We start from the raw sequence: 25,124 nt of genomic DNA, 5'->3' as shown, positions 1-25,124 counted from the left end.
AACGTCGCCAGGCGCGACGGTCAGGGCAGGTTGCGCAGTATCGTGCCGACGCCCAGCAGGACCAGCACGATGATGACGAAGGTCCCGACCACCTTGCCGAGCAGGACGAAGTCGGCGGTGTTCCCCTCCGGCTGCGCTGGGGGTACCACCTGCGCACGATGCGGCGCTCCAGCCCCGCCGTCGCGCCTTCGGCCACGTAGCCAGGCTGAGGGTTTGAAACGGGTGGGAACCGCGGGTGGCCCGCTGGGAACGGGCGGCACATTCCCCGGCAGATCCAGGTGCAGCGCGACGGGACCCGCCCATCTGCCCACCACGACGAAGAAGGCGTGGTGAACGACAAGCTCCCGCCGGGCGTCCTGTTCGAACATCTCGCGCACCACGGACCTCAGCGGGTCCGTGAGGACGGCGACGTACTCCTGGCGCAGGAACACGGCCCATTCGATGGCTGGGTCCCTTCGGTACAGGGCGGTGCGGATCAACAGGTCGAACAGCTGCTGCGGGTCGTGGGTGAACACCGGTTGGCAGGACTGCCCTCGCGTTCGGCGGTACTTCAGGCCGAGCCGGTAGCGAATCGCCGTGAGACAGGCGATCTCGGTCTGCGACTCGCTCCACAGTTCGGCCCGGCTCGACACCTCCATCAGCAGCTCCCGCCCCTCCTCGGCGCTGCGGGCCTGGAACAGCCTCTCGACGAGCGCGGCGGCTTCCCGGTCCCGCAGCGCGGCATCCGATACGTCGACCGGAGGATCTCCCGCACTGTGGGTGGGAGTGAGCAGGGCAGGTGCCGGATCGAACGACGCCGTGGAGGATTCCGGCGTGGGCGACTCCTGGGTGCCTGGGCTTTCGGTGGCCTGGCTCGCCTGCGACTCGACGAGCCCCGTCAGTTCCTCGACGCCCTCGATGGCGTACTCCTGGGACGCCGCCAAGGGGGAGGGATCCGGGGCGGGCGGCAGCTCCTTGTGGGGGGTGGTTTCGGCATGCAGGGTCAGCAGGTTGCGCAGTGTCTCGGCACGATCGAGCGCGCTCATCCTGTGCCAACCCTGTTGACGACGCAGCAGTTCCAGCCCCGCCAGGCCATAGGTCTGGTAGCGGGTCACCAGCAGGGACGCCGCCGTGTGGGCCGCACCGTCGGGTGCGGGCTGGCCGCCGAGACGCAGCCGCCCGTAGTCGGGGCTGCCGGGCCGGGGCCACTCCGGCATGACGATGAGGCGATAAGCGTCGGACTCGGCGGACTCCTGTGTGGAGAAGGTCCAACGCCCGGGGACCAGCACGGAGAGCATGTCCACCAGGCCGAGCAGCGCCGCACGCGGGTCCCCGCCGACCTGGGACGCGGCGACCGACAGCCTCGACAGCGGGTCGGTCAGCACCCAGGCCGTCAGTTGGCACAGGGCCTCGGTGAGCGCCGGCCCCCGGCTGAGCTCGCGCAGCCGGTCCGCGCCCGCCCGGCCCAGGCGGTCCAGCTCGGCGAGGTTCGGACGCGAGAGCCGATCGCCGAGCTGGACACGCGTGATGTCGTCCCCGAGCGGCCAGTCCGCCTGGTCGAGTCCCAGGGCCAGCTCGGCGGTGAGCCGGCCGCGCCCGGCGATCAGGGCCTGGCTGAGCAGGTTCTCCCGGTTCAGAGGGTCGATCGCGACGACCCGGCGCACGATGAGGTCCTGGTCCGAGGAGAGCCGCTCGTACGCGATCGAGTTGCCGGCGGTGGAGTCTCCGGGAGGGCGCAGGACAGCACCCGCGAGCTTGAACAGGCTGACCTCTGCCAGGGTGGGCAGGGACGACGCGACGGGACCAAAACCTGTGTTCTCGGTGGGATTGTCGGGGTCGTAGGCACAAAGGATCTGGTCGACCTCGGCGTTCGAGACGGGCACGTTCTCACACCTCTCTGAGCCGCGCTACGGACACGGGCGTGTCGAGCAGACCCCACATCTGGAACACGGACAGCAGGGGGCCCAGCACCCGGCGGGGGCGGATGCCGCCGGCGAAGGCGGTCGGCGAACCGGCCACCGTGGAGCCGCCGGCCATGGGCAGCACGGCCGGGGACATGCCGGTGGCCGAGACAAAGTGCAGGGTGCAGCGACGGCACTCCATGAACGGGCGCAGCCACGGAGTGGCTTGATGGCGGGTCAGGAAAGCGAAGACGTCCTGGCTCTCCCGGAAGACGTCCGCCGGGTCCGGGGCGCTCTGGGGTCGGCCGTCCTCGCGCAGCCATTGATCGATCGGAGGTTCGAAGCGCAGCACGTCGCACTTGTTCAGCACGATGGCCGTCGGGACGTCGCACAGCCCGCCCTCACGCGGCAGTCGGTCCAGTACGGCCGAGAAGGTGGGGTCGGCCAGGCCCGCCGTCTGTGTCGGCACACCGGCGACCTCCCGGGCCAGCGTCAGCTGCTTCAGCCGCAGGGCCCTGAGCGCGTCGACGACGAAGATCAGCGCGTCCACGCCGAGCAGGAACTCGGTGGCCTTCCCGGGCAGATGCAGCGACTCCCCGGCGATGTCGAAGAACGCCACCGGTCTGGTCTGCCCGTTGACGGTGATCAGCAGGGCGTCGGTGAACTCGACGAAGTCGGTGGGCCTCGTGGCCGGCAGTACCCGGCCCGCCTCCAACTGGTTGACCGCCCGGGCCAGGAAGGCGTGGTGCTGTGAGGTGTTGACCGAACGGCAGCGGATACCCAGGGAGTCCAGGCCGCCCCGGCCGATCTCGGCCATGATCGCCGCCAGCAGATGCGTCTTGCCAGTGCCGGACTGACCGACGAAGGCGATGGTCAGCGGCTTGCCGAACATGAGGTATGGCACAGGCAGGAAGTGCCGGTCCGGTTTGTCGTTGGGGCATTTCAAGAAGGCGCGGTTGAGCTGGTCCTGGCGCCGCATCCGGTTGGGCTCCGAACTCGGGTCCCACGGGACCATGTTGTTCGTCTGCGGGTCGGAGAGGAACAACTGCTTTTCGTCCAGGTGCAGTTCCTGGAGGCAACTGGGACAGTGCACTGGTTGTCGTGGTTGCCCGTTGGGAAATACCTGATCCACTATCCGCCTTCTCCCGCCTTGCGGCCGCCCGTTCCCCAGCGCCCTGGTCCGGGACGCCCGCGGCGCCGTCCCCAGCCGCCGCCGAACTGCTCGTACGATCCGCTCCGTTCGCCCGGTCCGGCATCCGGTTCGACCTGCGGAGGGTGGGGATCTGCGGCCCGGGGCGCCACCGGCCACGCCGACGGGCCCTTGTCGGCGAGGAGTTCGGTGAACCGGTGACGGCCCTCCAGCAGCGGATCCGATGGGCGGCCGAGGTCGTCCCATGGATCCGGCGCGGCGATCCGCCGCAGCATCGTCCTCGCCTCCGGCCGTTGCTCGGCGTGCTCGGCGAACACGTCCTTGAGCAGGTCGTCACGTACTGGCCCGGCGACCGGTGGCATCCGGTTACCCGATGTCTCCCCGGCGTGGGCGACGAAGTACACGAGCTGGCCGGCGCTCCAGATGTCATCGCGGTGGTCGTTGAAGCCGACGCCCTCCCGCTGTTCGAGCGGGGCCCAGGGAAAGGAGCCCATCCGTTGCCTGGGACGGCCCACCCGGTCGGCACTGCCGAAGTTGGTCAGCTGAACCCGGGCGCCGTCCCAGCGCACCGTCGCCGGGCTGATCGACCGGTGCACCAGTCCGGCCCACTCCAGCAGACGCAGGGCCCGGAACAGGCTGCTCTCGAACTTCTTCTGTTCCGCGGACAGCATCAGTCCGCCGGCCCGTTCGGCCAGGGTCCGCCCGTCGCGCGGCGGGTCCAGCAGCAGGAACGGCTGTTCCACCTCGATGGCGTACCCGGCCAGCCGGGTGAACTCGGCGGGATAGCTGACCTCCAGGAACATCCGGACCAGGGTGAGTCCGGCGCGGATCTCCGCCTCCAGCGCGTCGACGCTCTCGGCGCGGGTGGTGTACGCCGGCAGCAGACGCCGCTGCAGATAGAGCCGCCCGTCCTCCAGCCGTATGGTGCGGGTGCGGAATCCGGCGGCCGACATGGGCTGTTCGTCGACTCCGTATTCGAGCACCCGGACCCGTTCGGGCAGACCGGAGGAGTCGACGAAGGACAAGCTCTCGTTCATCCCGTCACGCTCCGGGCCTCGTTGCGTACCAATAGGGTCGTGCCTTTCCCTGTCACCCTGTCTCGCCCGGCGCACGCGAGGCCGAAGAGGAGTCGTCCGAGGAGGCGTCGTCCACGTCCGCGTCCGGCCATACCGACCGGACCGCCCCTGCGGACAGGGGCACCAGTCGGAGCAGTCCGGCGAACCGGCCCGAGGCCGTCCAGACGATCTCGGGCATGCCCACGACGTCAGGTGAGCCGTGTGCGGCCCAGCGGTTGTTCCGCGGCGCATCGTCCGCACCGTTGCCCTGGTCGTCGGGTCCCTTCTCCGAGCCTGCGGAGCCCACGGCAGCCTTCCAGAACGCCCCCTGCATGGCATGCGGCACGAAGCCGAAGCTGCGGGCCGAGCCCGGCGCCCGGTCGAGCATGCGCAACTGGTCCGGGGAGCACAGTTGTAGCGCGTCGTTGCGGCTGTCGGGCAGGAGGACGTCGACGATCCGGCGCAGGTCCACTCCGACGAGGGTGGCCGGATCGGGCCGGCCGGCCGACGCCGAGGCGAACGGGGGCGGGGGAGTGGTGCCCATTTTTCCCAACTGCTGCATGTACTCGTGCATCAGCCCGTCAGTACGGGAGGCCACGGGCAGTGCCGCGGCGCTGGACGGATCGCGCAGTACGACCTCCCAGTACGGTGCGAGCACCTCCGCCACCAGATCGGCGACGTCCCCGGCGAGGGTCGTCTTCAGCGCCTGCCCGGCCTGGCCGACGTACTCCACGGCGAACGTGCTTCCGCCGCGGCCGCCGGCAGGCCCGGTCCGGCCGTCGTCACGCGGTGGGGAGTCCCAGGCGGGGCGGGCTCGGCGGCTGAGCTGTTCGGCGAACTCGGCCAGCGTGTCGCAGACCGACTGCACCAGATGGGCCAGCGCCTTGGCCTGGTCGGACGCGCCGGCTCGGGCGTCCGCCAACAGCCAGTGCTGCAGGACACCTTGATCGAGTACCTCACCCAGCCGCTCCACGGCCTCGCCGGCTTCCGCCAGACCGGTGTCGGACCGCCACTGTCGTACGGCGGCGACCCACAGCGAGCGGGCGGACAGTGCGGCTGCCAGCAGGGCCAGTACGAGCAGCGGGGTCCCGGTCCACACGGGCATGCCGACCGAGCGCAGCCCCAGCCCCGCGGCGCCGCCGACCAGCCAGGAGACGGCCAACGCCCCCGCGGTGGCGGGCGGCACACGGCCGGGTGAGCCGGCGGTGCGGGCCGCGCCGGCCCCGAGCAGCACCAGGACGACCAGGACTCCCCACACACCCACCGGGCTGAGCCCCGCCAGCAGCGCGGCGGCAGCCGCCCAGAGGGCCGGCGGAACGGGATCGGTGCCGATCGAGGGAGGAGGAGGTTCGCGCAGAGTGTCGAGAAGGTCGTCCGGGCAGATGCGGTGCAGCCGGTCGAGCTGGGCGGCGCTGCCGGTGGGCACCGTACGTGCGGCGAAGTCCCGCAGCCACGACACGATCTCGGGCAGTGGGCGGCGCCTGCGCAGTTGCTGAACGACCTGTCGGCGCAATTCGCCGCCGACCTCCTCCGGGCGGGTGCCGGGCACCAGCGGCAGCTGGATGCCCATCTGCGCGAGATGGTCACGGCCGTCGGCGTTGAGCCCTGCCCGTCCGTCGGCCCACTCGAAGGTCTGCTCGATGGCATCCCGGTAATCGGCCAGCGCATGACTGGCCTCGCGGGCCGCCTGCACCACGTCCCCGGCCGGCTCGCCCACCATCAGCAGTCCGCGCCAGCCCGCCAGCGCGTCCAGTCGGTCGTTCGCCTCGCTGAGGCGTCCGATGCTGCGCCAGTGGGCCTGCCGCAGCAGGCTGCTCTCGGGCAGGCAGTCCTCCACCGACAGGTCCTCGGCCTGGACGTACCCGGCCAGCACGTCCAGGGCGCCGCCCGGCGCGCGCCCGGCGCGCAGGTCGTCCGGTGGAGACACACAGGCGTCCAGGGCTTGCAGCTGGGCGCGCATGAGATCCTGTTCGGCCACCTCGTGCACCAGCAGACGCAGCGACGGGCTGGCGACCGCGGACGGCAGTTCACTCAGTGCCGCCACGGCCTCGTCGAACACCTCGGCCACCCGCAGCAGGTCGATCAGTGGCTCCAGGCCGGTGCTGTCGTCCGCCGCGATGTCGGTGTCGGTCAGCGCCAGCGAGCGGGCTTGGCCGGGGCGCCAGCCGATGCCCCGTACATCCCCGATCCACAGGGTGGCCGCCACTGGGGGCCGCAACTGTGCGGGCAGGCTCAGGACCCGCTCGTCCGGCCCGGGCAGCGGCCCCACCGCCAGGCACAGCAGGTTCGACACCAGGGGGTCGGAGCACAGCCGCTCGTACGCCGCGTGATGTGTCGGCAGTTCGGCGACCGTGTCGATGACCAGGACACGCGAGACATCCGCGGACCGCACGTGTGCTTCGCGCATCGCGTAGCGGAAGCGTTCGTCCAGGGTCGGGGAGCCCATCACCTTGTCCAGCTCGTGGCGCAGATCAATACAGACGACGAGCCGGTCGTCGGTGGAGCCGATCATGGTCACTCTCCCCGGGGGTCCTTGGTCTGGTCGGCGCCGGCACCGAAGCGCCGGTCGTGCACCGGGGGCTGGTAATGGCCGGACGCGGGCTGGAAGGACTGGTGGAGTTTGCGAAGGGTCCAGCCCGACATCCGGTGCGTCCGTGGGAAGGGCAGGTCGAGGGCGCCCGGCAGGGTCTCGTTCCAGAAGGCCGTGAGGTCGGTGAAGCCGGCGGGCCGTTGTCCGTCCTCCTGCTGGGCCAGCACTTCCAGCAGCCTGCTCTGCTGAGGCGCCACCTCATGGATCAGTGTGTGGAACAGTCCGTGCGGTGGGATCGGCGATACCTCAAGGCCCAAGGGGGTGGTGGTCATCAGCTGCTCGCAGAACGCATTGCGGATTCCGCCGCTGTCCTCGGCCAGCGTCCATGCCTCGTACGCGCGCAGCAGGTTGCCCCAGCTGGACAGCCCACCGCCGGGGGCGTCGAGCGGGCAGACCATGGCGGCGGAGTCCCGGTCCTGGAGACCGATTCGGATCCGGCGCGGACTGGTGATGTCTCCGAAGACCTGGAACTGGTTGTTCCACATGGCGCACAACAGCCGGTGCAGGATGTGCCTCCGGTCCGCCACCGTGCCCATCAGGAAGTCGTAGCCGTAACCGAGCCGCTGACGCCATCTCAGGTGGTCGCCGGGCTGTTCCGCGGCGAGCGCCTCGGCCCACAGGGTCAGGGTCTCGCGCACCTCCGGCACCTCGGTGAGACTCATCGAGCTGCGGAAGAGCACCACGGTGATGGACTCCGTGGACACCGGCCGGAACTCGATCTCGCGTTCGCTGTCACGCGGCAGCCGCATCTCGCGTTCCAGGAACCTGCGTACGGTCGCGTCGGAGGACGTAGCCGGATACACGATGAGCACTTTCAGCCGACCGCTTCCCTCCGGCGAGAATCCGACCGGTAGCAGTGAGGCCAGTTTGTGCCGGCACTGCTCCAGTGCGTCGTCGCCGACCTGTCCGCCGCCGCCCGTGGCCGCCTCGGCCAGCAGAGTGCCCAGCCGCGGCAGCAGGGGGCGCTCCTCCCGGTTGCCGGGTTCCACGAACAGCCGCTTGATCCGGTGCTGGAGTTGATCTTTGATCACATGGACCGCGCGACGGGGTTCGGCTCGCGCCTCCCCGAACGCGGCCCGCCACTGCTCGGCGCTCACCAGGCGTCCCAGCAGGGCCTGTTCGTCCTCGGTCTCGCGCAACCCCTCGGCCAGCAGCAGCCGCCGTACCACCGCCTCGTAGAAGGACGTCAGGTCCGCCTGTGCGGGCAGGAGATACGACACGCCCGTGCGGGGCCGGTAGAGGTGGCGGGTGCGCTGACTGAAGGAGGCGTGCTCCTCGTCGGCCTGTTCACGGAACGCGGCGACGAGGGCGTTGAGCTCTGACTTGACCCCGGCCAGGGTGCGGTCCCAGCGCGTCGCGTGGTCGGCCCAGTGGCGGTGCCAGGTACGCCGGGACTCCCACTGGTACCACGTGTCCTGTTGTTGCAGAACGGCGGACACCTCGGGGTCGGTCCACTTGGCCTTGACCAGCCCGCCCATGCGGTCCCGGATTCCCTGTGGTTGCGGGGGGCCGGCGGTCAGTCCGGGTGGGCGCTCGGGCTCACGGCGCCGGTTCTCCAGCAGACCGGCGAAGCCGACCCGCTCCAGGCGGTCCTTGGCTCCCGGGTCGCCGAGGACGACGTGGTGGAGTTCCATGACGTCGCACCGGCCCAGCAGTTGCCGCACCCCGCGTACCGGGTCGAATCCCGCCGCCAACTCGGCGACAAGTTGCCGCAGTTGGCGATCCAGGTCACCCAGAGCGTCCTCCATCGCGACTTGCCGGGTGGCGAGCGCGTCGAGGATCGCGCGGGCTCCGGTGGCGGGGCGGGGCTCGTTGATGGGCAGACTGGTCCGGCTCCACAGAGGGTCGATGTTCGAGGCGGTGAAGAACTCGCGGACGAGTTCCCGTCTGGAGCCGTCAGGAGGGCGGGGCGCCGCCTCCTGCCGACGCAGTGCGGTGGCCTGAAGTCGCGAGGCGAGCAGCTCCGCCAACTCGTCGACCGGCACGGTCATGGAGGCGACCAGGCTCGTGGACACCCCCCGGTGGCCGATCCCGGTCGGCGCGATGGCCGCGCGCTCCACGTTCGTGTTGATGAAGGAGTCGGCGAAGGACTGGTACAGGTGGTCACTGTCGTGCGTGCGGCCGTCGTCGTCGCCGAGTTCGGTGCCGAGCAGCGACATCACGAGCGAGACGACACTGCGGTGCAGGTCCTCGCGCTCGATGCCGGAGGTACGGCTGAACAGGAACGCCGTCTGCGCGGTGGAGGGGCGCAGCCGCACTGCCAGACCGCCCGGGTACTCCAGGCGGAGCTGGCCCTGGGTGCCGACGTCGTCCAGGTTGTCCTCGGCGTCGGGTGCGTTCTGGTCGTCGACCAGGCGGAACAGGTCCACCAGGGCGCGGCCGGCGTTGAGCCGTGCGGCCCTGCCGCCGCCGCGCCCGTCGTCGAAGGCGGACGGCATCAGCACCAGCGGGTAGATCTTCACCCGGTAGTGGGCCTCGTCGAAGGCCTGCCCGATCAGGTGCAGATAGTCGTAGAAGATGCCCGAACCCGTGCCGCCGGCCACCGAGAAGGCCACGAACACGTCGCAGCTGTCGGCCAGTGTGCCTCCCAGCGACGTCAGATCACCGCCTGACTTGCTGATCATCGAGATCGCCTCGCGCAGCGGTCCCATGGCTGCACCGAGGCCACTGCGAAACGTCTCGAACAGCGCGCCCCGCCCCACCGTGGGCAATTGTCCCGCGCCCCGGATCAGCGGTGCGATGCGTGGCTCGCCGGCCCGCGGCGGCAGCCATGTGCACAGTGGCCCGGGCAGATTGGTCCGTAGGCTGCGGGCCACCTCGGGATAGGAGTCGAAGCGCGGCAGCAACCCGAAGGTGGCGTGCGAGGTCCGGCTGTACGCGGCCTTGAGCGGCCCGTCGGCGCGCATGTGCGGCAAGCGGTTCAGCTCGGCCTCGTTGAGGTCGGCGTACACGAACTGAAGACAGTCCGGCAGTTGGTACGGCAGCAGCTGTCGGCCCCGGAGCACGGGGAACAGGGCGGTACCGTCCGGCCCGCAGAGCGCCTCGCGCAGCCGGTTCTCCAGTTCCGCGCCGATGAGGCAACCAGTGCCCCCGAGGCCGACGAAGAGCATCGGCTGATAGATCTTCACTGAGCCTCACCTCGAAGGGACATGGCGTACGCGCGCGGTGCCCGGGTGGATGATCCGCGAACCGTGCGGACGCCTCGCGCGTCAGAAGTCGTCGTCATAGGGCCGCCGTGTCTTCAGCGTGGTGTTCTGGGCGGCTGACTCGCGCTTGCCTCGGGCCTGTCGCGTCTGTCCCTCGGACCGCTCCTTCGGCGCGGTCCTCTCCGTGCCGCGCGCGCCACGTCCGGTGCGAGACGATCGCGTCGAGCGGGCGGCGGGACGGTGGTCGGCGAAACCGAGGGAAAGACCGTCGGTAAGTGCGGAGCGCTGGTTGCGGGGGACGACGAGTCGCTCTCCGCCCGGCAGCCGGACGGAGAGTCCGCCGTCGGCGGTTCGGCGTACCCGATGGCGGCCCGGGGAGTCGTCCAGCAGGAGCCGCTGGTTGCCGCCCGTGGCCGCACGGAGCGAGAAGCCGAACTCGGGGCCTGCGTGAGCGGGTGCCCGCAGTCGGCTGAGCTCCATGTCGCCGCGGTACAGGATCAGTTGGATGTCCGAGGTTTCGCGGGCCCGGCGCCGATCCTGCCAGCGCAATCCCAGCAGCACCGCCAGGGCGAGGAGCAGGGCGGCCGCGGCGCCCACTTCCCTGTCGTACCGGTCGAGGAAGCCGGGCACCGGCACGACCCGGACCGTGACGAAGGTCTGCGTCACGACCTGGTCCGATGTCTCGTCCCGCACCGTCAGCCGCCCGGACACCGCGCCGAGCGCCGCGTCCTGTCCGAAGTCGAGCCGCAGGGGCAGGCGTACGGTCTTGCCCGCGGCGACCGTCATCTGCTGCGGGCCGACGGTGGGCGCGCTGTCCGAAGAGCCGTCGCCCAGCGTCAGACTGAGACGGTGCTCGGAGTCGTCGTCGTTGCGCAGTTCGACGCTGCCGTGCGCGGTGTCACCCGGGTGCACCTCGCGGTCCTCAAGGACGATCGCACCGGTCACCAGCGGTGCGGAGGTGGCCAGTCGGGTGGAGTACGGGCTCCGGTCGCCCGCGATGCCCTCGCCGAGCATCAGCCCGGTGAAGGACACCGCCCCGGTGGCGGTGCGCGGCACGGTGATGCGCGCCGAGAACTCACCGTCGTGCGCCTGGGGATCAGGTCCTTCGCCGTCGTCCGCCAGGCGCACGGTGCGGGCCGAGAAGCCGGTGCCGGTCAGTTTCACCGACACTCTGATGCCGTCCAGTTGCGCGCGCTCGGTGAGGACGACGCCCTGCCGGGTCTGGAGCGTGACGTGGGCTGTGACCTGCTGTCCGGCGGTCGGGACCGGCGGGGAGACCAGGATGTAGGAGCGCAGGACGCCCTGCCAGATCGCGGTGGCCGTGATCCGTTGTGCCGAGGCCCCGTCGAGCACCTGCACATGGACGCGCCAGGTTCCGGGGTAGGGATTGCGGATGCGCAGCGCCTCCACCGGCCCGGACTGGCCGACCAGTTCGAACTCCGAACCGTGGGCTCTGCCGTTCAGCGGCACCTTTCGGCCGCGCGGGTCGTAGTACGTCACCGCGACGCCGTCCGGGTTCTCCTTGATGACGTCGATGGTCCCGTCCGTCGCGACCGGCGGGATCGTCACCTCCAGATCGGCGCTGGACGACACCGACGCCGTGTCACCGGGGGTCGTGCGCGCGCAGCGTGCGCCCGCGAAGGCGGTGAGCAGGACCTCGGCCACGTCGGCGGAACCTGCCGTGACACGCGCGGTGGGGCGGGCGGAGGGCAGATCGGCGCAGCGGCTCTGGTAGCCGCCCGCCGCCAGCGCGTCCAACTGCCGTTTGTCGATGGCCGAGCCGAAGCCGAGGGGCCAGATCTGCACCTCGTCCGCGCGGGCCTGTTCGATCTTCTTCTTCAGCGCCTTCTGAGCGTTGGCATTGCGCGAGTCGGGGTCGTCGCCGTAGGCGGGGCTCTCGCTGACGTCGAGTCGACCGTCGGTCAGCAGAAAGACGATCTTCGGGGTGCTGTCCTCGCTGCTGGAGAGGAGTGACAGCGCCTGCGCCAGGGCCGCGGGGAAGTCGGTGCCGTTGCCCTCGGCGTCGGTGCGCCGGTGCAGGCCCGAGACGCAGGAACTCAGCCGCTCCCGGCCGGCCGCGTCCACCCGGGTCAGCGGGCACACGGTGTCCACGGGGGCCTGTCCGGACCGGGTCACGCTGCCGAAGCCGACCACGGCCACGCGGGACTGCTCAGAGACCTCCCCGAGCGCCAGCACCGCGGCGGCCGCACGCTCCGCGGCTACGTCCGCCTTCGACAGGCTTCCGGACTCGTCGACCAGGACGACGAAGTCGACGGGTCCGGGCCGCAGAGCCCCCTGATGATCCTCGGCGTGGGCCGGTACGGGAATGACCGACGGCAGCAGCGCGAGTAATAACGCGCAAATCACTCGCACCGTGTTCAGCAAGCTGATCGACCGAAATGAGATGCGGCGTAATGAGTCTCGCGACGTTATGCTCCGCCGTTTCGACGAAGGGCTGGAGGCGCCCGTCATCATCGGACCACCCCCCTGGGACCCCGCGAGACCGTGCCAGTAGTTGTAGCACCAGGCGGTGGCGCCCGTAAGGGTTTGACTCAATCAGGAAGAGCGCGATTGTTGATCAATTGGAAATTGAACAAGAAGGCGGCGAGTGTTCGAATTCCGCCCGCGTCGGGAGGTAATTCGGAATCCCTGTTTCCATATTTGTTCGATTTGGTGTGAGTCATTCGTTCCAGTTGCGGCGGGATGCTCGCCGCTCCGTGCCCCGCCGTTGCCGGCCGGCGGTCCGTCCGGTGCGGGGGCGCTGGCGTGGCAGGTTAACTCCCTGAAAACTTCTTGGACTTGACGGGCAAATCTCTAGAGTTGTCATTGACATGCCATGGTCTACGCGCGTCATCATGGCACGTATGAGATTCCCCCCACGACCCACTCGTATCGGCGCCGCAGCCGCGCTCCTGTCCGCCGTCCTGCTGGGCGGTACCGTCACCGCGACCTCGGCGACCGCGGCCGCCACCGCCGTCGGTGACATCTGCTACAGCGACCTGCCCTCCCAGGCCTACACCACGCTCAATCTGATCGAGCAGGGCGGGCCCTTCCCGTACTCGCAGGACGGATCCGTCTTCTACAACCGGGAAGGCATCCTGCCCAGCCACTCGTCGGGCTACTACCACGAGTACACGGTCAAGACGCCGGGCGTGTCCACGCGCGGCGCCCGCCGGATCGTCACCGGTCAGGCGTACGAGGAGGACTACTACACCTCCGACCACTACGCCTCCTTCGACCTGATCGACTACGGCTGCTGAACCGGGCGATCACGGTCGGACCCGAGGAAGGGTGCGACCGGCCGGAGGCCCGGCCCGGGTTCAGCCGGGCTTCCGGCTCTCGGCGACCGCGAACAGTGCGAACGCCAGCACCAGCAGCGTGACGCTCGCGAAGATCTCGTAGCCGTCGAGGAAGCCGAGCTTCTGCACGAGGCCCCAGTCCCAGTCGGTGAACTCGTGCAGCAGGCCGGCGATGCCCTGGACCAGGGCGAGGAACCCGAGAACTTCCAGCAACTCCTTCATGGCGCCACCCTCGTCCCGGGGACCTCCCCCACACATCGGCCCCGGGGCGAGGTCGGGCCGACGGAAGTGCACCTCTCCACCGCTCCGCCGCGCCGAAAGTCGGCGATGCCGCGACTTTGGTCGACGATCTCGTTCGGGAAGCGGTGTCGCGGCGCGGGCCTGCGTAGATTTGTCGACCGTGAGTGGTGAGACGCCGGACCCCGAACCGCAGCCCTTCGTGGCGCAGCGCTGGCTGCTGCCCTCGGCCGTGGTGAAGGAGCTCGACCCCGACGGCGAGCGCCCGGGGCGACGGCACCGGCGTACCGCGCGGGACTGGCTCGTCGACTTCAGCTGCTTCCTGACGGCCGTCTGCTTCGGCCTGCTGACCGCCGACGGCCTGGAGCAGGAGCACCTCCCCGAGGCCGTCGCCGCCCTCGATCAGGTGCTCGGCGCGCTCGCCTGCGCCGCGGTCTGGCTGCGCCGCCGCTGGCCGCTGGGGCTCGCCGTGGCGATGATCCCGGTCGGTCTCCTCTCCATCACCGCGTCGGGCGCGATCCTGGTCGCGGTGTTCACCCTCGCCGTGCACCGGCCCTTCCGGTACGTGGCCTGGGTGAGCGGGATCGCGCTCGCCCTGAGCCCGCTCTTCTACTGGCTGCGCCCCGACCCCGACATCCCGTACGTCTGGACGCTGATCATCGGCGTGGTACTGAACGGCGCCGTCGTCGGCTGGGGCATGTTCGTCAGGTCGAAGCGACAGCTCATGCTCAGCCTCCGCGACCGCGCCCAGCGCGCCGAGACCGAAGCCCAATTGCGGGCCGAGCAGGCGCAGCGGCTGGCGCGCGAGGCCATCGCGCGGGAGATGCACGACGTCCTCGCCCACCGGCTGACGCTGCTGAGCGTGCACGCGGGCGCCCTGGAGTTCCGGCCGGGCGCGCCCGAGGAGGAGATCGCGCGGGCCGCCGGGGTCATCCGGGAGAGCGCCCACGAGGCGCTCCAGGACCTGCGGGAGATCATCGGCGTACTGCGGGCGGGGGACCGCGACGACAACAGCCGCCCCCAGCCCACGCTCGGCGCGCTGGAGTCGCTGGTCGCCGAGTCCCGCGAGGCCGGGATGAAGGTCGCCCTCGAGAACCGCGTCACCGATCCCGCCGCCGTCCCCGCCTCCGTGGGCCGCACCGCCTATCGCATCGCCCAGGAGGGGCTGACCAACGCCCGCAAGCACGCCCCCGGCACCGAGGTCACCGTCCTGGTCACCGGCGCCCCGGGCGACGGCCTCGACGTGCTGGTGCGCAATCCGGCGCCGGAGCGCGAGGTGCCGCATGTGCCCGGCTCCGGGCAGGGCCTGATCGGGCTGACGGAGCGGGCGACGCTGACCGGTGGCCGACTGGCGCACGGCCCGACGGCGGGCGGCGGTTTCGAGGTGCGGGCCTGGCTGCCCTGGGGGTGACAACTGCGGCTGGGGTGAACCGGGTTGACTAGGGTGGGACGGCTGTCACACCGTTGTGCGGCGACGCACAGCCCGCAGTCTCCGGAAGGAAAACCGCACAGTGAGTTTCGGGGGACCGTACAACCCGTACCAGCCACCGCCACCGGGACCGCCGAACGGCGGACCGTACCCGCCGCCGCCCCCGCAGGTCCCGCCCCAGCCGTACCCCTACCCCTACGGCTATCCGCCGCCCCCTCCCTACGTGCCGCCGCCGCAGCCCCGGCCCACCACCCTGCTGGGCGGTCTGCGCGGACTGCGCGATGCCGAATGGCCGCCCCTGCGCGTGCTGTTGCGGGGCGGTAGGACCCGGGTCCATGGCTGTGCCTGGGCGTTGCTCCTCTTCCCCTGCACCTGGTTCGTGTCGCTGCCGCTGATGGCCGGGTACGTCTTCGCCCGCTCCGCCCGCAGCCGGGCGCACCGCCTCTTCCCGCCGAACGGGCACCGCCGTATCGAGGATCCGGACCTGATGCGCGTCCAGCGGGTGCGGGCCTGGACCGCGGTCGCCATGTCCATCGGGCTGCTGGTGATGTACGGCAAGCCGGAGGACATCAGCGAGGCGCAGCAGCAGTACATGATGCGCATCGCCGTCACCCCGCCGCTGCTGCTCCTGAGTGCGCCCCTGGTGATCGCGTTCCTGTTCCGCATGGCGTCGCCCCAGACCAAGGCCGAGATGCGGCCGCGGGTGCGGGCCGCCGGGAAGTCGGCCCTGTGGTACGTCGGTGCGGTGACCGCCGTACCGCTGTGCTTCGTCGCGATCGCCCTGGCCCAGGACCGCAGGCCCGTCGACCCCAACGGCGGTTTCCCCTGGCTGGAGTTGGGGCTCACCCTGCCCGTCTTCTGGCTGCTGTTCTTCCTCTTCTTCGCCACCGGGCCCGCCGTGCGCACCGGCTTCAACTCCGCGGGCGTGCACGCCGCGTTGCCCGCCTTGCTCACGCTGGTGCTGGTGTGGGAGTTCGCGCTGATCAGCCTGGTCGCGGGCGGGCTGCCGCCCGGTCCGCCCGTCGTCCAGATGCTCGCCGTCCTGGCCGGACCGGCCTCGGTGACGGCGGTGGTCCGCTGGGAGCTGCACCGCCTGCGCACGCGCTACGGCGTCGTCCTGCGGGCCTGAGGGCCGTCAGTGGGGGCGGCGGCGAGGCACGACTCGCTGACCCGCCGCCCCGTACACCCACTTCGACGTGCCGTCGATGAACTCGGCCGGGAAGCCGAGCCGGAAGCCGGTCGGTTCTTCGAGTCTCGTCATCAGCTCGGCGGGCAGGGTCAGTCCGGCCGCGCCCAGGTTGTCCGCGAGTTGCTCGGCCCGCCGGGCGCCGACGATCGGATGTACGGCGGAGGAGCGGGTCATGGTCCACGCGAGGGCCACCTGCGCCGGGGAGACGCCGAGTTCGTCCGCCACCGAACCCACCGCCCGCGCCACGGCGTGCTCCCGCTCACCGAGCGCACCCGCGTCCAGCCGTGCGGGCTCGCCCTCGCCGACACCGCCCGGACGCGTGTACTTGCCGGACAGGATCCCGCCCTGGAGCGGACTCCACGCCGCCACCGAAAGACCCAACGCCTCGGCCATGGGCAGCAGTTCCCGCTCGACGTCCCGGTTCAGCAGGCTGTACGGCACCTGGAGCCCGGCGAACTCCGTCCAACCCCGCAGCTCCGCCAGGGTGTTGGCGCGGGACACCAGCCAGGCCGGGGCGTCCGAGACGCCGATGTAGAGCACCTTTCCGGAGCGCACGGCGTCGTCGAGGGCGCGCATCGTCTCCTCGACCGGGGTGTTGGGGTCCCAGATGTGCACCCAGTACAGGTCGATGTAGTCAGTGCCGAGCCGGCGCAGGCTCGTCTCCAGCGATTGGGTCAGGTTCTTGCGGTGGTTGCCCGCGGCGTTGGGGTCCTCGCCGTCCCGAGTGCAGGTGTATTTGGTGGACAGCACGAACCGGTCGCGCCGCCCCTTGAGCAGCTCGCCGACGATCGTCTCGCTCTGCCCGTCACCGTAGTTGACGGCGGTGTCGACGACGTTCCCGCCCGCCTCCGCGTAGGTGTCGAGGATGCGCGCGCACTCCTTGCGGGGCACCCCCACCCCGTCGCCCTCCCCGAAGGTCATGGCACCCAGGAACAGCTCGGACACACGCAGGCCGGTACGGCCCAGAAGCCGGTAACGCAAGGAGATCCCTCTCGTCGGTCGCTAGGTTCGGCAATCTAGCCCGACCCTGCGACCCGCGCCCCGGCAACCATGATTGGTTAAGGTCCATGACTGCCATCAGACTCCTCCTCGTCGACGACGATCCGCTGGTAAGGGCCGGTCTGTCCCTGATGATGGGCGGCGCGGACGACATCGAGATCGTCGGCGAGGCCTCCGACGGCGCCGAGGTGGAGGAACTCGTCGAACGCTCCCGCCCCGACGTCGTGCTGATGGACATCCGGATGCCCTCGATGGACGGCCTCACCGCAACCGAGCGGCTGCGCGGCCGCCCCGACGCCCCGCAGGTGGTCCTGCTCACCACCTTCCACGCCGACGAGCAGGTGCTGCGCGCCCTGCGCGCGGGCGCCGCCGGGTTCGTCCTCAAGGACACCCCGCCCGCAGAGATCGTCGAGGCGGTGCGGCGGGTCGCCGCGGGCGATCCGGTGTTGTCGCCCACCGTGACACGCCAGTTGATGGAGCACGCGGCGGGCGGCGCCGCCGACACCCGCCGCACCCGCGCGCGTGACCGGGTCGCCGCGCTGAACGACCGCGAGCGCGAGGTCGCCGTGGCGGTGGGCCGGGGCCTGTCCAACGCGGAGATCGCGACCGGCCTGTTCATGAGCGTCGCCACGGTGAAGACCCATGTCTCCCGCATCCTGACCAAGCTCGACCTCAACAACCGGGTGCAGATCGCCCTGCTGGCCTACGACGCGGATCTGCTCGAGGAACCCGAGGAGAACGGGCACTAGCCGTGGCCGCCGTCCGTTGTCCGGATGTCGGGCAGTGTGCGAGGGGGAGCGGGCATGAGCGGCGTCATCGACCTGGGGGAGTTCGGCGAGGAGTTCCGGAGCGATCCGCATCCGGCCTACGCCCGCCTGCGCGCCCTGGGTCCGGTCCACCGGGTCCGCCCGGCCGGGTGGGAGTCGGAGACCTGGCTGGTCGTCGGCCACGAGGAGGCGCGCGCCGCGCTGGCCGACCCCCGGCTCGCCAAGGACGCCGCCAAGATCGGCCTGTCCTCGCTCGACGAGGAGCTGATCGGGAAGAACCTGCTGGTCTGCGACCCGCCCCAGCACACCCGGCTGCGCGGACTGATCTCCCGCGCCTTCACCATGCGCCGCGTGGAGGAACTGCGTCCGCGTGTCCAGCGGATCACCGACGACCTGCTCGACGCGATGCAGCCGTACGGCCGCGCCGAACTGGTGGAGTCCTTCGCCCACCCGCTGCCGTTGACCGTGATCTGCGAACTGCTCGGGGTGCCCGAGATGGATCGCGCGGAGTTCCGCAAGATGTCCACCGAGGCGGTCGCGCCCACCACTTCGGGCAGTGAGTACGACGCTTTCGTCGGCCTCGCCGCCTACTTCACCGAGCTGATCGAGGACAAGCGGGCCGCGGGACCGAGCGGCGACCTGCTCAGCGATCTGATCCGCACCACCGCCGAGGACGGCGACCGGCTCTCGGCGGACGAACTGCGCGGCATGGCCTTCATCCTGCTGATCGCCGGCCACGAGACCACGGTCAACCTCATCACCAGCGGCGTCCACGCCCTGCTCACCCACCCCGACCAACTCGCCGCCCTGCGGGCCGACATGACCCTCGTCGACGGCGCCGTGGAGGAGATGCTGCGCTACGAGGGCCCGGTGGAGAACGCCACCTTCCGGTTCGCCGCCGAGCCCCTGGAGATCGGCGGCGTCGAGGTGGCGGCGGGCGACCCGGTGATGGTCTGCCTCACGGCGGCCGACCGGGACGAGGCCCGCTACCCCGACCCCGGCCGCTTCGACATCCGCCGGGACACCCGCGGCCATGTCGCATTCGGCCACGGCATCCACTACTGCCTGGGCGCACCCCTGGCCCGCCTCGAGGCGCGCACGGCGATACGCGCGCTGCTGGACCGCGCCCCCGACCTGGCCCTCGACGGCCCGCCCGGAGAATGGCTCCCCGGCATGCTCATGCGGGGCATGCGAAGCCTGCCGGTGCGGTGGTAGGCGGTCGGCTTCGCGGTGTCATGCCGGACGTGTCAGATCCGCGCCGTCTCCTGCCCGCCCGGGAGTTCCACCAGCCGGACCGGTCTTCGGTCCCGTCGGGAGAGCTCGCAGGCCTCGGCGACCCGCAGCGCCTGAAGGGCCTCGCGGCCGTCGCAGGGGTTGGCCCGCTCGCCCATGACCACCTCGACGAACGCCGCCAGTTCGGCCTCGTAGGCGGGTCCGAAGCGCTCCAGGAAGCCGGGCCAGGGCTTGTCCGCGGCCGGTGGTCCGGTCGGCTCGGTGGAGGCGATCGGGGTGCGGTCGTCGAGGCCTACGACGATCGTGTCCCGCTCCCCGGCCAGCTCCATGCGCACGTCGTACCCGGCGCCGTTCAGCCGGGTCGCGGTGGCCGTGGCGAGCGTCCCGTCGTCGAGGGTCAGCACCACCGCGGCGGTGTCCACATCGCCCGCCGCACGGAACATCGGGCCGCCGGCGTCCGACCCGGCCGCGTACACCTCGCTCACCTCGCGCCCGGTCACCCAGCGCAGCACGTCGAAGTCATGGATCAGCGTGTCCCGGTAGAGCCCGCCGGACAGCGGCAGATAGTCGGCCGGTGGCGGCGCCTGGTCGCTGGTGAGCGCCCGAACGGTGTGCAGCCGCCCGAGCCGCCCCGCGCGCACGGCCTCCCGGGCTCCGGCATAGCCCGTGTCGAAGCGGCGCTGGAAGCCCATCTGAAGGATCGTTCCGGCGCTCTCCACCTCGCCGATGGCCTGGAGCGTGCCGGGCAGATCCAGCGCTATGGGCTTCTCGCAGAACACCGGCAGCCCCGAACGTGCCGCCCGTCCGATCAGCTCGGCGTGCGCCGAGGTCGCCGTGGTGATGACCACGCCGTCCACGCCCCACCGGAAGATCTCGTCCACCCCCGGTGCCGCCGTCTCGCCCAGCCGCACCGCGAGCGCAGCGGCCCGCCCGGGGTCGGCGTCCGTGAGGATCAGCGAACCGACCTCACGATGTCGGCTCAGCGTGTTCGCATGGATCGTGCCGATCCGGCCCGTACCGATGACTCCGAGGCGCATGGGAACAAAGTGCGGTCGCATCGGGCACCCTGTCAATCCGTATGTCCTGACAACCAAACCTCACGACTTCCCGTCAACCGGCCACGGAGCTACGCTCGCCCCGTGCCGAAACCAGAAGTGGACCCGACCGTGTCACTCGACCTCGCCGTGGACCGGAGCAGCCCGGTGCCGTTGTACTTCCAGCTGTCCCAGCAGCTGGAGGCCGCGATCGAGCACGGCGCCCTCACCCCCGGCAGCCTGCTGGGCAACGAGATCGAGCTCGCCGCACGGCTCGGCCTGTCCCGGCCGACCGTCCGCCAGGCCATCCAGTCGCTGGTCGACAAGGGCCTGCTGGTCCGCCGCCGCGGCGTCGGTACCCAGGTCGTGCACAGCCAGGTCAAGCGCCCCCTGGAGCTCAGCAGCCTCTACGACGACCTGGAGGCGGCCGGCCAGCGCCCCGCCACCACGGTGCTGGTCAACACCGTCGTCCCGGCCTCCGCCGAGATCGCCGCAGCGCTCGGCGTCCCCGAGGGCAGCGAGGTGCACAAGGTGGAGCGGCTGCGCCTCGCGCACGGCGAGCCGATGGCGTACCTGAGCAACCATCTGCCCGGCGGACTGCTCGACCTGGACACCGCCCAGCTGGAGGCCACCGGCCTGTACCGGATGATGCGCTCCGCCGGGATCACCCTGCACAGCGCCCGCCAGTCCATCGGCGCCCGCGCCGCCACCGCCGCCGAGGCCGAGCGGCTCGCCGAGGCCGAGGGCGCCCCGCTGCTCACCATGCAGCGCACCACCTACGACGACACCGGCCGGGCGGTCGAGTACGGCGATCACATCTACCGGCCGAGCCGCTACTCCTTCGAGTTCCAGCTCCTCGTACGGCCGTAGCGGGCCCCGCTGGAAAACCCGAGTTCGTCGCAATGTCCGGACAATGCGACCGACTCGCGCTCCCCGGTCACCCGGCACATGATCCCTGTGTTTGATACTGGGGCGTTTGGGGCTGGTGAGGGCACCGGCCCCTTGCGTTCGTCAGGCACAGCAAGAAGGGCACGGCCTCGTGGCACGGTTGAGGACCTGGACAGGAATCGCGCTGGCAGGGGCACTGTGCGCGACAGTCCCATTGATGGCCGGTTGCAGCAGCACCGGCGGCAAGCGCGCCGAGGACGCCCGCAAGGCCGCGGCGGCCCAGGGCAGAGCGGCGGTGAACACCCCCCGCTGGACCTTCGCGATGATCACCCACTCGGGTGATGGCGACACCTTCTGGGACATCGTCCAGAGCGGCGCGAAGCAGGCCGCGGTCAAGGACAACATCAACTTCCTCTACTCCCACGACGACGAGGCCCAGCAGCAGGCCCAGCTCGTCGACGCGGCCGTCGACAAGCAGGTCGACGGGATCATTGTCTCCCTCGCCAAGCCCGACGCCATGAAGGCCGCCGTGGCGCGCGCCCGCAAGGCCGGAATCCCGGTGATCACCGTGAACTCCGGCTCGGCGGAGTCCAAGGACTTCGGCGCGCTCACCCACATCGGGCAGGACGAGACCATCGCCGGTGAGGCCGTCGGCGAGGAGCTGAACGCGCGCGGCCGCAAGAAGGCCGTCTGCGTCCTGCACGAGCAGGGCAACGTCGGCCACGAACAGCGCTGCGACGGCATCAAGAACACCTTCGACGGCACCGTCCAGGACCTCTACGTCACCGGCACCAACATGCCGGACGTCCAGTCCGCCATCGAGGCCAAGCTCCAGGCCGACGACTCCATCGACTCGGTCGTCACCCTCGGCGCGCCCTACGCCGACACCGCCGTCAAGGCCAAGCAGGGCGCCGGCAGTGACGCCGAGATCGACACCTTCGACCTCAACGCCAAGGTCGCGGCCTCGCTCCAGGACGGCACCCTCGGCTTCGCCGTGGACCAGCAGCCCTACCTCCAGGGCTACCAGGCCGTGGACCTGCTGTGGCTGTACAAGTACAACGCCGACGTCCTCGGCGGCGGCAAGCCCGTGCTCACCGGCCCGCAGATCATCACCAAGGACCAGGCCGCCGAGCTGGAGGAGTACACGGAGCGGGGCACCCGATGAGCGCCGGCACGGCCGACACCCGGCTCATCGAGACCTCCGCGCTGCGCAAGCTGCTCGGCCGACCCGAACTCGGCTCGGTGGTCGGCGCGATCGCCGTCTTCGTCTTCTTCGCGTTCGTGGCCGACGGCTTCCTGCGCGCCTCCAGCCTCAGCACGGTCCTCTACGCCTCGTCCACGATCGGCATCATGGCGGTCCCGGTCGCCCTGCTGATGATCGGCGGCGAGTTCGACCTCTCGGCAGGCGTGATGGTGACGTCGTCGGCCCTGGTGTCGTCGATGTTCAGCTACCAGATGACTGCCAACACCTGGGTCGGCGTAGGCGTGTCCCTGCTGGTCACCCTGGCCATCGGCGCGTTCAACGGCTTCATGCTCACCCGCACCAAGCTGCCGAGCTTCATCATCACGCTCGGCACCTTCCTGATGCTGACCGGCATGAACCTCGGCTTCACCAAGCTGATCGACGACACGGTCTCGACGAAGTCGATCGCCGACATGGAGGGCTTCTCCAGCGCCCAGGACGTTTTCGCCTCGACGCTCACGATCGGCGACGTCGACTTCAAGATCACCATCCTGTGGTGGTTCGGCCTGGTCGCCCTCGCCTCCTGGATCCTGCTGCGCACCCGCGCGGGGAACTGGATCTTCGCGGTCGGCGGCAACCAGGACGCGGCCCGCGCGGTGGGCGTGCCCGTCGCCAAGACCAAGATCGGCCTCTACATGGGCGTCGCCTTCGGCGCCTGGATCTCCGGCCAGCACCTGCTCTTCTCGTACGACGTCGTCCAGTCCGGCGAGGGCGTCGGCAACGAGCTGATCTACATCATCGCGGCCGTCATCGGCGGCTGTCTGATCACCGGCGGCTACGGCAGCGCGGTCGGCTCGGCGGTCGGCGCGTTCATCTTCGGCATGACCAGCAAGGGCATCGTCTTCGCCGAGTGGAACCCCGACTGGTTCAAGTTCTTCCTCGGAGCGATGCTGCTCCTCGCGACCCTGCTCAACGCCTGGGTCCGCAAGCGTGCGGAGGCCACCAAGTGACACTCGTCGAGCTGGCCGACGTCAGCAAGCAATACGGCAACATCCGCGCCCTCGAAGGCGTCTCCCTGGAGGTCAACGAGGACGAGATCACCTGCGTCCTCGGCGACAACGGCGCGGGCAAGTCCACCCTGATCAAGATCATTTCCGGGCTGCACCAGCACGACGGCGGCACCCTGCGCATCGACGGCGAGGAGACGAAACTGTCCTCCCCGCGCGACGCCCTGGACCGCGGCATCGCCACGGTCTACCAGGACCTGGCCGTCGTACCCCTGATGCCGGTCTGGCGGAACTTCTTCCTCGGCTCCGAACCCCGCAAGGGCAGGGGCCCCTTCAAGCGCATGGACGTCGACTACATGCGCCGCGCCACCTGGGCGGAGCTGCGCAACATGGGCATCGACCTCCGAGACGTCGACCAGCCCATCGGCACCCTCTCCGGCGGCGAACGCCAGTGCGTGGCCATCGCGCGGGCGGTCCACTTCGGCGCGCGGGTCCTGGTCCTCGACGAACCGACGGCGGCGCTCGGCGTGAAGCAGTCGGGCGTGGTCCTCAAGATGGTGGCGACGGCGAGGGACGAGGGCCTGGGCGTTGTCTTCATCACACACAACCCGCACCACGCGTATATGGTCGGCGACCGCTTCGTGCTGCTGAAGAGGGGCGCGATGGTGGGTAACTACGCGCGCGATGAGATCACCCTGGACGAGCTGACGAGACAGATGGCGGGCGGAAACGACCTGGACGATCTACGCCACGAGCTGGAACGTTCCTGAGGGGCGCGGGGAACTGCGCGACCAGCCACAGACGGCTTTCACACGGCGTACGCGCGCAACCACCCCATTGTTTCCCCGTACGGCACCCCTACCGACGGTGAGGCACAATCAACCCCGATGAGCACCTACGGCACCTTCACCGCCCCCATCGGCTCCCGCCGCGCGCCGGCGCTACGTACCGTCGGCACACGGGAGCGCCGGTCACATCTGACCGCACCCCGGGTCCCCACCGTCGGCATCGACATCGGCGGCACCAAGGTGATGGCCGGTGTCGTCGACGCCGACGGCAACATCCTGGAGAAGCTCCGCGCGGAGACCCCGGACAAGTCCAAGAGCCCCAAGGTCGTCGAGGACACCATCGTCGAGCTGGTGCTGGACCTCTCCGACCGGCACGACGTGCACGCCGTCGGCATCGGCGCGGCCGGCTGGGTCGACGCCGACCGCAACCGCGTCCTGTTCGCCCCGCACCTGTCCTGGCGCAACGAACCGCTCCGGGACCGGCTCGCCGGGCGGCTCGCGGTGCCCGTGCTGGTCGACAACGACGCCAACACGGCCGCGTGGGCGGAGTGGCGGTTCGGCGCGGGCCGGGGCGAGGACCACCTGGTCATGATCACGCTGGGCACCGGTATCGGCGGCGCGATCCTGGAGGACGGCCAGGTCAAGCGCGGCAAGTTCGGCGTCGCGGGCGAGTTCGGCCATATGCAGGTCGTCCCCGGCGGACACCGCTGCCCGTGCGGCAACCGCGGCTGCTGGGAGCAGTACAGCTCCGGCAACGCGCTGGTGCGCGAGGCGCGTGAGCTGGCCGCGGCCGACTCCCCGGTGGCGTACGGGATCATCGAGCACGTCAAGGGCAACATCGCCGACATCAGCGGCCCGATGATCACCGAGCTGGCCCGCGAGGGCGACGCCATGTGCATCGAGCTGCTCCAGGACATCGGGCAGTGGCTCGGCGTCGGCATCGCCAACCTCGCCGCTGCCCTCGACCCCTCCTGCTTCGTCATCGGCGGCGGTGTCTCGGCCGCCGACGACCTGCTGATCGCCCCCGCGCGGGACGCCTTCAAGCGCCATCTCACCGGCCGCGGCTACCGACCCGAGGCCCGGATCGCGCGCGCCCAGCTCGGCCCCGAGGCCGGCATGGTCGGCGCCGCCGACCTCGCCCGGCTGGTCGCCCGCCGCTTCCGGCGCGCCAACCGGCGCCGCGTGGAGCGCCACGAGCGCTACGAGCGGTACGTGGCCTCCCGCCGTGCGTCGCAGGGGCCCGCGTGACC

Annotated in this window: 19 protein-coding genes; 10 read left to right on the top strand and 9 right to left on the bottom strand. The window is 70.6% G+C overall.

Going from position 1 to position 25,124, the window contains the following annotated elements; translation table 11 throughout:
* Positions 1–20: 20 nt before the first annotated feature.
* From BN159_RS09985 to BN159_RS09960, 6 genes are all read right to left on the bottom strand, one after another.
* Positions 21–1,862 (bottom strand): hypothetical protein, encoded by a 1,842-nt coding sequence (locus BN159_RS09985; protein ID WP_015656831.1) that lies wholly within the window; start codon positions 1,860–1,862, stop codon positions 21–23.
* Between the two features lie 4 nt (positions 1,863–1,866).
* Positions 1,867–2,973 carry an ATP-binding protein gene (locus tag BN159_RS09980; protein ID WP_157901088.1) on the bottom strand — a complete coding sequence of 369 codons (1,107 nt, stop codon included), beginning with the start codon at positions 2,971–2,973 and terminating at the stop codon, positions 1,867–1,869.
* A 38-nt stretch (positions 2,974–3,011) separates the two neighbouring features.
* Positions 3,012–4,067 carry a serine/threonine-protein kinase gene (locus tag BN159_RS09975; RefSeq protein WP_015656829.1) on the bottom strand — a complete coding sequence of 352 codons (1,056 nt, stop codon included), beginning with the start codon at positions 4,065–4,067 and terminating at the stop codon, positions 3,012–3,014.
* A gap of 52 nt (positions 4,068–4,119) precedes the next feature.
* The gene (locus tag BN159_RS09970; protein ID WP_015656828.1) at positions 4,120–6,597 is read right to left on the bottom strand and encodes a hypothetical protein; all 2,478 of its coding nucleotides are present in this window, start codon (positions 6,595–6,597) and stop codon (positions 4,120–4,122) included.
* Between the two features lie 2 nt (positions 6,598–6,599).
* Positions 6,600–9,803: a tubulin-like doman-containing protein gene (locus BN159_RS09965; protein ID WP_015656827.1), complete on the bottom strand. Its 3,204-nt coding sequence runs from the start codon at positions 9,801–9,803 to the stop codon at positions 6,600–6,602.
* An 81-nt stretch (positions 9,804–9,884) separates the two neighbouring features.
* On the bottom strand, positions 9,885–12,194 hold the full coding sequence (locus BN159_RS09960; RefSeq protein ID WP_162146271.1) for a VWA domain-containing protein: 2,310 nt from the start codon (positions 12,192–12,194) through the stop codon (positions 9,885–9,887).
* 491 nt (positions 12,195–12,685) lie between these two features.
* On the opposite strand from BN159_RS09960, the gene BN159_RS09955 reads away from it, so the two are divergent.
* The gene (locus BN159_RS09955; RefSeq protein ID WP_041819033.1) at positions 12,686–13,081 is read left to right on the top strand and encodes a ribonuclease domain-containing protein; all 396 of its coding nucleotides are present in this window, start codon (positions 12,686–12,688) and stop codon (positions 13,079–13,081) included.
* Between the two features lie 60 nt (positions 13,082–13,141).
* Here BN159_RS09955 and BN159_RS09950 read toward each other — a convergent pair whose 3' ends face one another.
* The gene (locus BN159_RS09950) at positions 13,142–13,342 is read right to left on the bottom strand and encodes a hypothetical protein (RefSeq protein ID WP_015656824.1); all 201 of its coding nucleotides are present in this window, start codon (positions 13,340–13,342) and stop codon (positions 13,142–13,144) included.
* Between the two features lie 169 nt (positions 13,343–13,511).
* Between BN159_RS09950 and BN159_RS09945 the strand changes: the two genes are divergently transcribed.
* Both BN159_RS09945 and BN159_RS09940 read left to right on the top strand, forming a co-directional pair.
* Positions 13,512–14,768: a sensor histidine kinase gene (locus tag BN159_RS09945; protein WP_041819030.1), complete on the top strand. Its 1,257-nt coding sequence runs from the start codon at positions 13,512–13,514 to the stop codon at positions 14,766–14,768.
* 100 nt (positions 14,769–14,868) lie between these two features.
* A complete protein-coding gene (locus tag BN159_RS09940; RefSeq protein ID WP_015656822.1) occupies positions 14,869–15,915 on the top strand; it encodes a hypothetical protein in 1,047 nt (348 codons plus the stop codon).
* A gap of 6 nt (positions 15,916–15,921) precedes the next feature.
* On the opposite strand, the gene BN159_RS09935 is transcribed toward BN159_RS09940, so the two are convergent.
* Entirely contained in the window at positions 15,922–16,956 is a 1,035-nt protein-coding gene (locus BN159_RS09935; protein WP_015656821.1) for an aldo/keto reductase, read from the bottom strand.
* A gap of 86 nt (positions 16,957–17,042) precedes the next feature.
* Between BN159_RS09935 and BN159_RS09930 the strand changes: the two genes are divergently transcribed.
* On the top strand, positions 17,043–17,723 hold the full coding sequence (locus BN159_RS09930; RefSeq protein WP_015656820.1) for a response regulator transcription factor: 681 nt from the start codon (positions 17,043–17,045) through the stop codon (positions 17,721–17,723).
* A gap of 54 nt (positions 17,724–17,777) precedes the next feature.
* Positions 17,778–18,956: a cytochrome P450 family protein gene (locus BN159_RS09925; RefSeq protein WP_015656819.1), complete on the top strand. Its 1,179-nt coding sequence runs from the start codon at positions 17,778–17,780 to the stop codon at positions 18,954–18,956.
* Positions 18,957–18,988: 32 nt separating this feature from the next.
* Here the strand turns inward: BN159_RS09925 and BN159_RS09920 are convergent, their stop codons facing one another.
* Positions 18,989–20,011, bottom strand: coding sequence for a Gfo/Idh/MocA family oxidoreductase (locus BN159_RS09920; RefSeq protein WP_041819028.1), 1,023 nt, complete (start codon positions 20,009–20,011; stop codon positions 18,989–18,991).
* Positions 20,012–20,140: 129 nt separating this feature from the next.
* Here BN159_RS09920 and BN159_RS09915 point away from each other — a divergent pair, with 129 nt between their 5' ends.
* The 5 genes from BN159_RS09915 (at position 20,141) to BN159_RS09895 (ending at position 25,122) form a co-directional block, all read left to right on the top strand.
* On the top strand, positions 20,141–20,878 hold the full coding sequence (locus tag BN159_RS09915) for a GntR family transcriptional regulator (RefSeq protein ID WP_015656817.1): 738 nt from the start codon (positions 20,141–20,143) through the stop codon (positions 20,876–20,878).
* A 169-nt stretch (positions 20,879–21,047) separates the two neighbouring features.
* Entirely contained in the window at positions 21,048–22,061 is a 1,014-nt protein-coding gene (locus BN159_RS09910) for a sugar ABC transporter substrate-binding protein (RefSeq protein ID WP_015656816.1), read from the top strand.
* The gene (locus BN159_RS09905; RefSeq protein ID WP_015656815.1) at positions 22,058–23,089 is read left to right on the top strand and encodes an ABC transporter permease; all 1,032 of its coding nucleotides are present in this window, start codon (positions 22,058–22,060) and stop codon (positions 23,087–23,089) included. The genes BN159_RS09910 and BN159_RS09905 overlap by 4 nt, the downstream gene beginning before the upstream one ends.
* Positions 23,086–23,856 carry an ATP-binding cassette domain-containing protein gene (locus BN159_RS09900; RefSeq protein ID WP_015656814.1) on the top strand — a complete coding sequence of 257 codons (771 nt, stop codon included), beginning with the start codon at positions 23,086–23,088 and terminating at the stop codon, positions 23,854–23,856. Before BN159_RS09905 ends, BN159_RS09900 begins: the two co-directional genes overlap by 4 nt.
* Positions 23,857–23,973: 117 nt before the next feature.
* Positions 23,974–25,122: an ROK family glucokinase gene (locus BN159_RS09895; protein WP_015656813.1), complete on the top strand. Its 1,149-nt coding sequence runs from the start codon at positions 23,974–23,976 to the stop codon at positions 25,120–25,122.
* Positions 25,123–25,124 lie beyond the last annotated feature (2 nt).

This window comes from Streptomyces davaonensis JCM 4913 (assembly GCF_000349325.1).
In the GTDB taxonomy this organism is placed as follows: domain Bacteria; phylum Actinomycetota; class Actinomycetes; order Streptomycetales; family Streptomycetaceae; genus Streptomyces; species Streptomyces davaonensis.
Note: the sequence above shows the minus strand (reverse complement) of the source record. Positions and strands in the feature narration are given on the sequence as shown.